We start from the raw sequence: 12,544 nt of genomic DNA, 5'->3' as shown, positions 1-12,544 counted from the left end.
GCCGCCATGACCGACGCCCGTCGCCCGTCGGGGACCCGTCCCTGGGCGCCTCGGCCGCCCCTGCGGCCCGACCGCGGCATGGTCACCGCCGAGACGGCGGTGGTGCTGCCGTTCGTGCTGGTCGTGGCCGGGCTGCTCGTGTGGGTGGTGGGACTCGGCGTCACCCAGGTGCGCCTGGTCGACGCCGCGCGCGAGGGCGCCCGGTCGGTGGCCCGGGGCGACGGGGAGCGCGAGGTCGTCGCCCGGGTCCGTCGCGATGCTCCCGACGGCGCCCGGGTGCAGGTCCTCCGCGGCGCCGGCACCACCGAGGTCGTCGTCTCCGTCCGACGGGGTCTCGACCTGCCGCTGCTCGCCGACGCCGCGGGCGTGAGGCTCAGGGCGTCGTCGGTGTCGGCCACCGAGGGCGGCCCCGACTCGTCCGAGGCGGAGCGGTCGTGAGGCGGGGCGAGCGGGGGTCGGGCACGGTGCACGCGGCCACGGTCTGCGTCGCGCTCGCCGCGGTCGCGCTGGTCGCCGTGCAGGCGGCCGGGCTGCTGGCCGTCAAGCACCGCGTGACGGCCGCCGCCGACCTCGCCGCGCTGGCGGCGTCCCAGGCGGCCGAGACCGGGGGCGAGGGGTGCGAGTCGGCCGCCGAGGTCGCGCGGCTCAACGGCGCCAGGCTGGTGCGCTGCCAGATGGTCGCCTCGGTGGCCACGGTCGCCGTCGACGGGCGCTCACCGCGGGTGCTGGGCCGGCGGTGGTCGGTCGAGCGCACCGCCAGGGCGGCCCCGTCCGACCACGCCGTGGACGGCTAGGGGTGCTCGCGCGGCGTGGAGTCGAAGTGGTCGTCGGTGCTGGCGGGCGAGGCGGTGCGCTCGGGCTCGTGGGCCTGGCGCACCTCCTTCTTCAGGGTCTTGTTCTCCTTGCGGAGGTGACGCTGGCGCTTCATGCCGCGCAGCACGAGCAGCAGACCGAGCACCGCGACGACCACCGACAGCAGGCCCAGGATGTAGAGGTAGCCGGCGGTGGAGTCGAAGGAGATGCCGAGCAGCGTGAAGGACACCGGGTCCTGGCCACCGATGATGATGCTGACCGCGATCACCACGACGACCACGACGAGCAGGACGCCGAGGACGACCATCATTCCCCCTGGGGATCAGCCCGCGGCGCCGTCGTCGCAGGTCAGCAATCGAGACAGTAGCGCCACCGCACCGGACTTGCTGAGCGGCTGGTTGCCGTTGCCGCACTTGGGCGACTGGACGCACGACGGGCAGCCCTCGACGCACGGGCATGCCTGGATCGCCTCGAGCGTGGTGCCGAGCCAGTGCTCGGCCTGCTCGTAGCCGCGGCGGGCGAAGCCGGCGCCCCCGGGGTGGCCGTCGTGGACGAAGACGGTGAGCGTGCCGGTGTCGGGGTGGTGGGCGGTCGAGAGCCCGCCGATGTCCCAGCGGTCGCAGACCGCGAGCAGGGGCATCAGGCCGATGGAGGCGTGCTCGGCGGCGTGCGCGGCGCCCGGCAGGTCGGTGCCGGTCCAGCCGTCGGCGGCGAGCACGTCGTCGGGGATCGTCCACCAGACCGCGCTGGTGCGCAGGGTGCGTGACGGGAGGTCGAGCGGCTCCTCGCCCAGCACCTCGCCGCTGCCGACTCGGCGGCGCAGGAACGCCACCACCTGGGAGGTGACGTCGACGGTGCCGAACGCGATCGTCCCGACGTCGCCGATCGGGGCGGACTCCAGCTCGTGCACGATCTGGACGTCGGTGACCTCGCGGGCGGTGGTCGTGTAGTCGGGGTCGTCGCGCCGCACCGAGGCCACGCCGTCGACGTGGTCGAAGTCCTCGACCACGTACAGCTCGCCCCGGTGCAGGTGCACCGCACCGGTGTGGACGCCCGAGTGCGCCGACGCGGCGTCGACGGTGCCGAGCAGCCGCCCCGTGCGGGCGTCGACGATCTGCACCGGCGAGCCGCCGGTGGAGCGGATGTCGGCGAGGTCGCTGGCGCGCTCGCGGCGCGTCCAGAACCACCCCTTGGGTCGGCGCCGCAGCCATCCGGCCTCGGTGAGCGCCTCGACGCCCTCGCGGGCGCCGGGTCCGAACAGGTCGAGGTCGTCCTCGGTGAGCGGCACCTCCTGCGCGGCGGCCGCGAGGTGCGGACCGATCACGTAGGGGTTGGACGGGTCGAAGACGGTGGTCTCCAGAGGAGCGCCGATCAGTGCCTCGGGGTGCGAGACGAGGTAGGTGTCGAGGGGGTCGTCGCGGGCCACGAAGACCCCGAGCGCCTCTCCGCCGGTGCGGCCGGCCCGCCCGAACTGCTGCCACAGCGCGGCGCGGGTGCCGGGGAACCCGGCGGTGAGCACGGCGTCGAGACCGGAGATGTCGATGCCCAGCTCGAGCGCGTTGGTGCTCGAGAGCCCCACCAGGCTGCCGTCGCGGAACGCGGACTCGATCGCCCGGCGGTCCTCGGGCAGGTACCCGCCCCGGTAGGCCTGGATCCGCCGCGAGAGGTCCTCGTCGACCTCGGAGACGAAGCGCGACGCCGAGACCGCCACCTGCTCGGACCCGCGGCGCGACCGGATGAAGGCGAGCGTGCGCACGCCCGCGAGGACGAGGTCGGCGAGCAGCTCGGCGGTCTCGGTGGTGGCCGGGCGTCGTACGGGGGCGTCGTTCTCGCCGCCGCCCTCGCGCAGCGGCGGCTCCCACAGCGCCACCGCGGACGGCCCGCGCGGCGACCCGTCGTCCTCGACGGCCCGCACGGGCAGACCGGTGAGGCGCTCGGCGGTCTCCCGCGGCTCGGCCTGCGTGGCCGAGGCGAGGACGAAGACCGGCGACGCGCCGTGGTGGGCGGCGACGCGGCGCAGCCGCCGCAGGACGTGGGCGACGTGCGAGCCGAACACGCCGCGGTAGTGGTGGCACTCGTCGACGACGACGTAGCGCAGCCCGCGCAGCAGCCGTCCCCACCGCTCGTGGCCGGGCAGGATCGTGCGGTGCAGCAGGTCGGGGTTCGTGACGACGTAGTTGGCGTGGTCGCGCGCCCACTGCCGCTCCTCGCGCGAGTTGTCGCCGTCGACCGGCGACACCCGCACGGCGTTGGCGTGCTCGACGTGGTCGAGCAGGTCGCGCAGCCCGGCGGCCTGGTCGTGGGCGAGCGCCTTGGTGGGCGCGAGGTACAGGACGGTGGGGCCGCGGTCGAACGCCCCTCCGGTGCGACCGGCGAGCAGCGTGGTGAGCGCCGGCAGCTGGTAGGCCAGCGACTTGCCGGACGCGGTGCCGGTGGAGACGACGACGTTCTCGCCGGACCACGCGAGGTCGGCCGCCTCGGCCTGGTGCGCCCAGGGGTGCGTGACGCCGCGCGAGCGCAGGGCCGTCACCACCCGGTCGTCGACCCACCCGGGCCACGCGGCGTGCACCGCGGGCCGCTCGGGCACGTGGGCGACGTGACGCAGGCGCCCCTCGCGACCGGGCACGTCCGCGAGGCGCAGCAGCGTCTCGATCGGGTCGGCCGGCACCCGTCCCACTCTGCCACGCAGCGCCGACGACGCCCGCCGTCTCTGGGGTCTGCTCCCCCCGATCCCTCGCGGGGTCCGATCCGGCCGTGGTTGAATGGCGCCGCGCCGTCCCGCACCAGCCCCACCGCCCCGTAGTCGTGAGGAGACCCACGTGGACCTGTCCCTGAACGCGAGGAGCCAGGGTGAGTTCGAGGTCATCGAGGTCGCGGGCGAGATCGACGTCTACACCGCGCCCCGCCTGCGCGAGGCCCTCGTCGACCTGGTCGCGAAGGGCCGCCACCAGCTGGTGATCGACGTCGAGCGCGTCGAGTTCCTCGACTCCACCGGGCTGGGCGTGCTCGTCGGCGGCCTCAAGCGGGTCCGCTCGCACAACGGCAGCCTCGACATCGTCTGCACGCAGGACCGCCTGCTCAAGATCTTCCGGATCACCGGCCTCACGAAGGTCTTCGGCATCTACGACACCGTCGACGCCGCGGTCTCCTCCCACTAGTGCCGCCCGTCCGGCTCAGCATCGCCGCCGACCCCGCGAACGTCCGCGTCGCGCGCCTGGTCGCGGTGGCGATGGCCCGCGCCCGCGGCTACGCCGAGCCCGTCGTCGACGACGTGCGCCTGGCGGTGGGCGAGGCCTGCGGACGGGCCGTCCTGACGCACCTCGACGGCGGCATCGACGAGCAGGTCGTCGTCGAGCTCGTCGGCGACGAGACCGGCCTCGACGTCCGGGTCACCGACGCCGAGGCGTCCGACGGCGGGGCGCCGCTCGTCACGCTGCACGACGAGTCGGGCGACCCGGCCGTCCTCGCGGCCGAGGGCATCTACCTGGTCGACGCGGTCGCGGTGGTGGGCGGCGTGGCCGACAGCCTCGACGTGAGCCAGGGCCCGACGGGCACCACGCTCGCGATGCACTGGGCCCCGACGCCCGCGCCCACCGCCTGACCCGGACGCGCGTCGGACCGGTCGCGAGGCGCGCCGCACCCACTGTTGTGCCGCGGATCACAGGCTGGTTGAGTGTCGCCTGCACCCATGCCGCTCGGGCGCGCCGGTCGTTGGCGTCCCCGCGCCGACGAGAGGAACTCTCACCATGGCTCAGGCCGACGTCCTCCTGGCCGCCTCCGCGGACCTGCCCGTCTCCACCACGAACCTGATCTACGTCACGGTCGTGGCCGCGGTGGGCGTGGTCTGCCTCGTGATGGCCGCGCTGTTCCGGAGCCAGGTGCTCGCCGCGGGCGAGGGCACCGAGAAGATGCAGGAGATCGGCCTCGCCGTGCAGGAGGGGGCGTCGGCCTACCTGAGCCGGCAGTTCAAGACCCTCGCGATCTTCGTGGTCCTCGCCTTCGCCCTGCTCTTCCTGCTGCCCGGCGCCTGGGACATCAAGATCGGCCGCTCGATCTTCTTCCTCCTCGGCGCCGGCTTCTCCGCCGTCATCGGGTACCTCGGCATGTGGCTCGCGGTGCGGGCCAACGTCCGCGTCGCGGCCGCCGCGCAGAACGAGGGACGCGACCCCGCGATGCGCATCGCGTTCCGCACCGGCGGCACCGTCGGCATGTCGACGGTGGGCCTCGGCCTGATCGGCGCGTCGGTCGTCGTGCTGATCTACAAGGGCGACGCGCCCAGCGTCCTCGAGGGCTTCGGCTTCGGCGCGGCGCTGCTCGCGATGTTCATGCGCGTCGGCGGCGGCATCTTCACCAAGGCCGCCGACGTCGGCGCCGACCTCGTCGGCAAGGTCGAGCAGAACATCCCCGAGGACGACCCCCGCAACGCCGCCACGATCGCCGACAACGTGGGCGACAACGTCGGTGACTGCGCGGGCATGGCCGCCGACCTGTTCGAGTCGTACGCCGTGACGCTCGTCGCCGCGCTGATCCTCGGATCGGTCGCCTTCGGCGAGGAGGGTCTGGTGTTCCCGCTGATCGTGCCCGCCATCGGTGCGCTCACCGCCATCCTCGGCGTCTACATCACGCGTCCCCGGGCCGGTGAGAACGGCCTGACGACGATCAACCGCTCCTTCTACATCTCGGCCATCGTCTCGGCGATCGCCTGCACCGCGGCGGCCTTCCTGTTCCTGCCGACGTCCTTCGCCGGCCTGAGCTTCGGCACCGAGAGCGACGCCAACCCGATCGTCGCGCAGTTCTACGGCGACCCCTCCACTGCCGGCCTGGACGGCAACCCCGCGTTCATCGCCGCCATCGCCGTGCTCATCGGCATCGTGCTGGCCGCCGTCATCCTCGCCCTCACCGGCTACTTCACCGGCACCGAGACGCGTCCGGTGCAGGACGTCGGCAAGACCTCGCTCACCGGCGCGGCCACCGTCATCCTGTCGGGCATCTCGGTCGGCTTCGAGTCGGCCGTCTACACCGCCCTGGTCATCGGTGCCGCCGTCTACGGTGCGTTCCTGCTGGGCAGCGGCTCGATCGTCGTCTCGCTGTTCGCCGTCGCGCTCGCCGGCTGCGGCCTGCTCACCACGGTCGGCGTCATCGTCGCGATGGACACCTTCGGCCCCGTCAGCGACAACGCGCAGGGCATCGCCGAGATGTCGGGCGACGTCGACGAGGAGGGTGCGCAGATCCTCACCGAGCTCGACGCCGTCGGCAACACCACCAAGGCCATCACCAAGGGCATCGCGATCGCGACGGCGGTGCTCGCCGCGACGGCGCTGTTCGGCTCGCTGTCCGACGGCATCCGCACCGCGTTCTCCGGCATCCTCACCGACGCCGCCTCCGACCAGGCGTCGCTCACCGCGCTCGGCCAGGGCCTCGAGCAGGCCGACGTCCTGAGCCTGCAGGGCGTGCTCAACGTCGGCGACCCGAGCAACCTCGTCGGCCTGATCCTCGGCGCGGCCGTGGTGTTCCTGTTCTCCGGCCTCGCGGTCAGCGCGGTCGGACGCGCGGCCGGCGCCGTCGTGTACGAGGTGCGCCGCCAGTTCCGCGACATCCCGGGGATCATGGAGGGCACCGCGCGTCCGGAGTACGGCAAGGTCGTCGACATCTGCACCAAGGACTCGCTGCGCGAGCTCGCGACGCCGGGCATCCTGGCGCTGCTGGCGCCCATCGCGGTCGGGTTCGGCCTCGGCATCGGGCCCCTGGGGTGCTACCTCGCCGGCGCGATCGGTGCGGGCACCCTGATGGCCGTGTTCCTGGCCAACTCCGGCGGCGCCTGGGACAACGCCAAGAAGCTCGTCGAGGACGGCAACCACGGCGGCAAGGGCTCGCCGGCCCACGAGGCCACGATCATCGGCGACACCGTCGGCGACCCGTTCAAGGACACCGCCGGCCCGGCGATCAACCCGCTGCTCAAGGTGATGAACCTGGTGGCCCTGCTCATCGCCCCGGCCGTCGTGACGATGAGCTACGGCCCCGGCGACAACCCGGCGCTGCGCTACTCGATCGCCGGCGGCTCGGCGCTGATCATCGTCATCGCGGTCTACATCTCCAAGCGTCGCCCGACGGCCATCGCCGACGACGCCGACATCGCCGCGGCGCAGGCGCCGAACCCCGGCTCGGGCACCGGCAACGCCGTGGCCGCCGACCCCGGTGTCGTCGACGACGACCGCCGGACCGCCGGCGGCGACGCCGAGGACCGCGTCGACCTGGAGAAGGACGCCACCGTCCGCGACTAGCCGCGACGCCTAGGGTCGGGGGATGCTCGCCCCCGACCAGGTCGCCCGTCTCCGCGAGGCCCTCACGGCCGCCGACTTCACCGTCGACGCCGTGGGGGCCCTGCTGGGTCCGGACGCGCACCGTGCCCTGCAGCGCAACGAGACGACGCCCGCCGCGCGTCGCACCGGCGACGGGTCGCCCCTCGCGACCCTCACCCGGCTGTTCTCCCTGCAGCGGCCGGTGGACGCGTCCGCCGCCGCCGCCGCGCTCGGCGGCCAGGTCGACGCCCTCGCGTCCGCCGGGATGGTCGAGCGGTCCGGGGACGAGGTGCGCGCGCGGGTCGACGTCCGCCCGTACGGCGACGAGGACCACGACTGGTGGGTGGTCTCGGACCTGACGCCGGGCCTCGACGGCGACGAGCGTCGCGTCGCGCCGGACTGGGTGCTCGGCATCTCCGAGGCGTCGTCGTCCCTGGCCCAGCTGACGGTGCGCGAGCCCGTCGCGTCCGCGCTCGACCTCGGCACCGGGTGCGGCGTGCAGTCGCTGCACCTGTCGTCCCACGTCGACCGCGTGGTCGGCACCGACCTCAACCCGCGCGCCGTCACGATGGCGCGGCTCACCGCGGAGCTGAACGGCCTGGCGCACGACGTCCGCGAGGGCGACCTGCTCGCGCCGGTGGCGGGGGAGCGGTTCGACCTGCTCGTCACCAACCCGCCGTTCGTCATCTCGCCGGCCACCGACCAGAAGCTGGTCTACCGCGACTCCGGACTGCCCGGGGACGAGGTGGTGCGCCGCATCGTCACCGGCGCGCCCGAGCACCTCAACCCCGGCGGCTGGTGCCAGGTGCTCGCCAACTGGGTGCACCGCGAGGATGAGCCCTGGCAGGAGCGGATCGAGGGCTGGCTCGCCCCGGGCGGCTGCGACGCGTGGGTGCTCGAGCGCGAGGCCGTCGACCCCGCGACGTACGTCGAGATGTGGCTGGCCGACGCCGGTCTGCGCGGCACTCCCGCCTGGACGGCGCGCTACGACGCGTGGCTGTCGTGGTTCGAGGCCGAGCGCATCGAGGCCGTCGGCTTCGGCTGGCTGAGCCTGCGCGCGGCGGGACGCGACCGCCCGCAGGTGCGGGTCGAGCAGTGGCCGTACGAGGTCGTGCCGCCGCTCGGCGGGCACGTGCACGCGTGGGGCGAGCGCACGGACCTGATGGCGGGCAGCACCGACGACGAGGTGCTCGCCGCGCACCTCGTCCGCGCGCCCGGCCTGGCGCAGGAGAGCGTGGGCGAGCCGGGCGCCGAGGACCCGTCGACGATCGTGCTCCGCCTGCCCGACGGCGTGCGCCGCGCCCGTCAGGTCGACACGGTCGAGGCCGCCCTGGTCGGCGCGCTCGACGGCGACCTCACCGTCGGGCAGGTGCTCGACGCGCTCGCCACCCTCACCGACGCCGACGCCCCCACGCTGCGCTCCACGTACGTGCCGGTGGTCCGCGAGCTGGTCGACGAGGGCTACCTGTCCTGACCCCCTCGGCACCTACCCTCGGGTGAACCGGAGCGACCAGGAGACGAGGTGAGGGCATGCCCCCGTACCCGATGCACGACGCCGACGTCGGCACGCTCGAGGAGCTGTCGGCCGACCTCCTGGGCACCCGCACCACCTTCACGGGCGTCGCGGACGACGTCGTCGCCCGTGCGCAGGGCGCCGCCACGCAGGCGCAGGGATCGATCGAGCAGCCCGTCGCCGACGTCGGCACGCCCGCCGTGGCCACGGCCCGCGACCTCGGTGGCGCCGGGCTCGTCGCGAGCGGCTGCCTGACCTCGTGGGCCGGGGCCGTGCGCACCTTCGAGTCCACGGTCAGCGGGCTGAACTGGCGCTGGTTCGTCGCCCAGAGCCAGGGCTTCGGCGTGGCCGACCCCGAGGTGCCCCCCGGGGCGGACGCCGCCGAGCGACGGGGCATCGAGGAGGGCCACCAGCACGCCGTCAGCGCGGCGCGGGCCGAGCTGGTCCGCGAGCTCGACCGGCTGCACACCCAGGCCGTCGACGAGGTCGACCGCAGCGGCGACGACGTCGCCCGGCTCCTCGGCGCGGGCCCCACGGACGCCACCATCCGCACGCTCTACCTCGACGGCGCCCTCCCCGGGTTCGTCCTGGTCGACTACCCGGGCATCGAGCTCACCGACGCAGAGCTCCAGCAGCTGCGCGAGCGGCTCGAGCGCGAGGGCAGGCTCGACGAGTTCGCCGCCCCGCCGCCGCTCGGCACGCCGTCGAGCGAGATGGGTGAGCAGCTGGACGTGCTGCGTCGCATGGGCCTGGAGCCCACGGTGTTCGCCGAGCTGCTGCGTCAGTACTACGTCAGCAAGGCCGCCGAGGACGCCGGCATCGACCTCACCACCTGGGACGTGACCAACGGCGCCGCGGCGGTGTCGGACCACTACGAGGCGTCCTACGAGTACTACGCCCAGCTGTACCTGCAGAACCCCTACATGCGGTGGGCCGGCATGGCCTCGATGATCGGGCCGTCCTTCGCGGGCGGGTTCGAGGACATCGACATGATCCGCGACCTCGCCCAGGGTGTCGACGGGGCGTTCCCCGACATGCCGTTCCCGATGTCGCCCGGCGACGTCCTGCCCTACGGCCTGGACGAGCTGGCCCAGATGAGCGACGAGGAGCTGGCGTTCTACCAGGAGACGTTCCTGACGATGCAGAAGGACATCTTCTACGACGCCTCGATGATGCACGAGGCCTACCTCGAGGGCGGGCTGGGCTCGATCGAGGAGCTGCAGGCCGCGGGGCTGCTCGACGAGGGCACCGCCAACGGCGACGAGGCGATGCAGGCCTGGCGCGACATCGACGAGGGCCGCCGCACGGGCGACACCGAGCTGATCAACGCCGGCAACGAGGCCCTGCTGTACCGCGAGCAGCGCTACACGATCGCCGACGACTACGACGCGATGCGCGACCACGACCCCACCGGCGAGCTGTTCACCTACGGCCTGGGCCTGATCGGGACGCCGTCCATCCCCGGGGCGGAGTCCCTCGGCGAGCTCCACGGCGCCGACGTCGACATCGACACCAGCCCGCTGCCGGGCGTGCAGGGCGGCACCGTCCACACCAACATCCCCACCGGCAACATCGCCGACTTCGACACCCGCTGGGACCTGATCGAGAACGACACCCTCCCGGCCTACCTCGACCTCGTCGAGAACCACCCCGACCAGGTCGAGGACATCCTCACCACGGACGTCCGCGACCGGATCGACGACCAGCGGCTCTCCGAGCAGTGGGACGACATCCTCGGCACGCTGACCGACGTCGACGTGGAGCTGCGCGCGTGGTGACCACCGGTAGCGTTCGCGAACAAGGAGGTGCCGCATGGGGCTGCGCAGGTGGGTTCTGGTGCCCGCGCTCGTGCTCGCGGTCGCGGGGTGCGGCGTGGTGAGCGTGGGCGACGACGACCGCGCCTCGGACGCGCCGTCGGCGAGCGCCCGCAGCGTCGACGGCGGCACCGAGACGTGGGACCTGCGGGTCGTGCCCTCGGCCGAGGCCTTCGGTCGCGCCGACGGCAAGAGCGCCGCGGTCTACCAGACCCGCGAGCCCCGGGACGTCAGCCTGCTCCTGCCGCAGGACCGGACCCTCACCGTCCCGGACGCCACGCTGGTCGACTTCAAGGCCTTCGGGCCCGACCGGCCCGAGCGCTGGTCGTTCGGCGTGACCACCGCCGGGATGGGCCGCGAGGCGACGGTGGCCCTGCTCGGCGACCTCCTGGACGAGCTCGGTCTGCCGGCCGAGGTGGCCGCGGAGTTCGACGCCGCGTCGAGCACGGCCCGCACCGACGACGTGTCGTCCCCCTTCCAGAAGACCCGCCTCGGCGAGCTGGGCATCGGCGTCCGCGCCACCTGGGCGCCCCGCAGCGAGCGGGGCACCGTCGACGTGGCCGGCGACTGGGGCGCCGGGCGGTAGAGCGGTCCTGCCCGGCGCGCCGAGCGCGGCCGGCACCACTGCGTCGCTTGACGGCACGCGTTACGGTGACCGCGGATCGCCTTGGCGGTCCGCCGGATGGGGTAGTGGCACACCTTCACCAGGCGATCTGAGCCCGCACCCCGCGCCACCCCCGCACGACCCAGGAGTACTGCTGTGACCGCACTCGTCATCGTCGAGTCGCCCGCCAAGGCCCGCAAGATCGCGGGGTACCTCGGTTCGGGCTACGTCGTCGAGTCGTCGATCGGCCACATCCGCGACCTCCCGCACAACGCCGCCGAGGTGCCCGCCAAGTACAAGGGCGAGCCCTGGGCGCGGCTCGGCGTCGACATCGACAACGACTTCGAGCCCGTCTACGTGGTGCCCGCCGACAAGAAGCAGCACATCTCGAAGCTGAAGAAGCTGCTCAAGGACGCCGACGAGCTCCTGCTGGCCACCGACGAGGACCGCGAGGGCGAGGCCATCGCGTGGCACCTCCTCGACGAGCTCAAGCCCAAGGTGCCCGTCAAGCGGATGGTGTTCCACGAGATCACCCCGGCCGCGATCCTGCACGCGGTGGAGAACACCCGCGAGCTCGACGAGCACCTCGTCGACGCCCAGGAGACGCGCCGCATCCTCGACCGCCTCTACGGCTACGAGGTCAGCCCCGTGCTGTGGAAGAAGGTGATGAGCGGGCTGTCGGCCGGACGCGTCCAGTCCGTCGCCACCCGCCTGGTCGTCGACAAGGAGCGCGACCGCATCGCGTTCCGCACCGCCGCGTACTGGGACCTCGAGGCCGTCTTCGACGCCGGGCAGGCCAAGCAGCCGCCGCAGTTCCCGGCCCGCCTGCTCAGCGTCGACGGCGCCCGCGTCGCCCAGGGTCGCGACTTCGACTCGACCGGCTCGATCAAGCAGGCCAAGGGCGAGGTGGTCCACCTCGACGCCGAGCGCGCCGGGGCGCTGGCCGCCGGGCTGCGCGACCAGTCGTTCCAGGTCCGCTCGGTGGAGTCCAAGCCGTACACGCGCAAGCCGTACGCGCCGTTCCGCACCACGACGCTGCAGCAGGAGGCCTCGCGCAAGCTGGGCTACGGCTCGCAGCGCACGATGCAGATCGCGCAGCGGCTGTACGAGAACGGCCACATCACCTACATGCGCACCGACTCCACCACGCTGAGCCAGACCGCGGTCGACGCGGCCCGCACCCAGGTGCGCGAGCTCTACGGGTCGGAGTACCTCCCCGCCTCGCCGCGCGTCTACGCCAGCAAGGTCAAGAACGCGCAGGAGGCGCACGAGGCGATCCGCCCCGCCGGCGAGACCTTCGCGACCCCGGCGCAGACGGGCCTCAACGGCGACGAGTTCCGCCTGTACGAGCTGATCTGGATGCGCACCGTCGCCTCGCAGATGCCCGACGCGCGCGGCAACACCGTCACCGTCCGGCTCGGTGCCACCGCGAGCGGCGGCGAGGACTGCGAGTTCACCGCCAGCGGCCGCACCATCACGTTCCACGGCTTCCTCAAGGCCT

Annotated in this window: 11 protein-coding genes; 9 read left to right on the top strand and 2 right to left on the bottom strand. The window is 73.5% G+C overall.

The window, feature by feature from the left end; translation table 11 throughout:
* Both ACI6PP_RS21355 and ACI6PP_RS21350 read left to right on the top strand, forming a co-directional pair.
* Window positions 1-438: TadE family type IV pilus minor pilin (locus tag ACI6PP_RS21355; protein ID WP_421113724.1), on the top strand; the 438-nt coding region annotated here is incomplete at its 5' end.
* On the top strand, window positions 435-794 hold the full coding sequence (locus ACI6PP_RS21350) for an Rv3654c family TadE-like protein (RefSeq protein WP_421113723.1): 360 nt from the start codon (window positions 435-437) through the stop codon (window positions 792-794). The genes ACI6PP_RS21355 and ACI6PP_RS21350, both read left to right, overlap by 4 nt.
* On the opposite strand, the gene ACI6PP_RS21345 is transcribed toward ACI6PP_RS21350, so the two are convergent.
* Together ACI6PP_RS21345 and ACI6PP_RS21340 are read right to left on the bottom strand one after the other, a co-directional pair.
* Window positions 791-1,120: a hypothetical protein gene (locus ACI6PP_RS21345; RefSeq protein ID WP_421113722.1), complete on the bottom strand. Its 330-nt coding sequence runs from the start codon at window positions 1,118-1,120 to the stop codon at window positions 791-793. The genes ACI6PP_RS21350 and ACI6PP_RS21345 overlap by 4 nt on opposite strands.
* A gap of 15 nt (window positions 1,121-1,135) precedes the next feature.
* A complete protein-coding gene (locus ACI6PP_RS21340; RefSeq protein WP_421113721.1) occupies window positions 1,136-3,481 on the bottom strand; it encodes a DEAD/DEAH box helicase in 2,346 nt (781 codons plus the stop codon).
* Window positions 3,482-3,632: 151 nt separating this feature from the next.
* Between ACI6PP_RS21340 and ACI6PP_RS21335 the strand changes: the two genes are divergently transcribed.
* The 7 genes from ACI6PP_RS21335 to topA form a co-directional block, all read left to right on the top strand.
* Window positions 3,633-3,971 carry an STAS domain-containing protein gene (locus tag ACI6PP_RS21335; protein ID WP_421113720.1) on the top strand — a complete coding sequence of 113 codons (339 nt, stop codon included), beginning with the start codon at window positions 3,633-3,635 and terminating at the stop codon, window positions 3,969-3,971.
* Window positions 3,971-4,414 carry an ATP-binding protein gene (locus ACI6PP_RS21330; RefSeq protein WP_421113719.1) on the top strand — a complete coding sequence of 148 codons (444 nt, stop codon included), beginning with the start codon at window positions 3,971-3,973 and terminating at the stop codon, window positions 4,412-4,414. Before ACI6PP_RS21335 ends, ACI6PP_RS21330 begins: the two co-directional genes overlap by 1 nt.
* Before the next feature lie 145 nt (window positions 4,415-4,559).
* A complete protein-coding gene (locus ACI6PP_RS21325) occupies window positions 4,560-7,094 on the top strand; it encodes a sodium-translocating pyrophosphatase (protein WP_421113718.1) in 2,535 nt (844 codons plus the stop codon).
* 22 nt (window positions 7,095-7,116) lie between these two features.
* Complete coding sequence (locus ACI6PP_RS21320; protein ID WP_421113717.1) at window positions 7,117-8,586, top strand: DUF7059 domain-containing protein; 1,470 nt, start codon at window positions 7,117-7,119, stop codon at window positions 8,584-8,586.
* A gap of 56 nt (window positions 8,587-8,642) precedes the next feature.
* Window positions 8,643-10,403, top strand: a complete 1,761-nt coding sequence (locus ACI6PP_RS21315; RefSeq protein WP_421113716.1) for a hypothetical protein — start codon at window positions 8,643-8,645, stop codon at window positions 10,401-10,403.
* A gap of 34 nt (window positions 10,404-10,437) precedes the next feature.
* Window positions 10,438-11,025 carry a hypothetical protein gene (locus tag ACI6PP_RS21310; protein ID WP_421113715.1) on the top strand — a complete coding sequence of 196 codons (588 nt, stop codon included), beginning with the start codon at window positions 10,438-10,440 and terminating at the stop codon, window positions 11,023-11,025.
* Window positions 11,026-11,199: 174 nt separating this feature from the next.
* Window positions 11,200-12,544: type I DNA topoisomerase (gene topA / locus ACI6PP_RS21305; RefSeq protein ID WP_421113714.1), on the top strand; the 1,345-nt coding region annotated here is incomplete at its 3' end.

It is taken from the genome of Solicola agrisoli (assembly GCF_049059935.1).
Lineage (GTDB): Bacteria > Actinomycetota > Actinomycetes > Propionibacteriales > Nocardioidaceae > JAURVT01.
The sequence above is the reverse complement of the archived record's forward strand: the minus strand, read 5'-3'. Positions and strand labels throughout refer to the sequence as shown.

Excerpts from the sequence above, each read along its gene's own strand:
- ACI6PP_RS21345 (WP_421113722.1), bottom strand. The coding sequence starts at position 1,120 with ATGGTCGTCCTCGGCGTCCTGCTCGTCGTGGTCGTCGTGGTGATCGCG.
- ACI6PP_RS21325 (WP_421113718.1), top strand. The coding sequence starts at position 4,560 with ATGGCTCAGGCCGACGTCCTCCTGGCCGCCTCCGCGGACCTGCCCGTC.
- ACI6PP_RS21320 (WP_421113717.1), top strand. The coding sequence starts at position 7,117 with ATGCTCGCCCCCGACCAGGTCGCCCGTCTCCGCGAGGCCCTCACGGCC.
- ACI6PP_RS21315 (WP_421113716.1), top strand. The coding sequence starts at position 8,643 with ATGCCCCCGTACCCGATGCACGACGCCGACGTCGGCACGCTCGAGGAG.
- ACI6PP_RS21310 (WP_421113715.1), top strand. The coding sequence starts at position 10,438 with ATGGGGCTGCGCAGGTGGGTTCTGGTGCCCGCGCTCGTGCTCGCGGTC.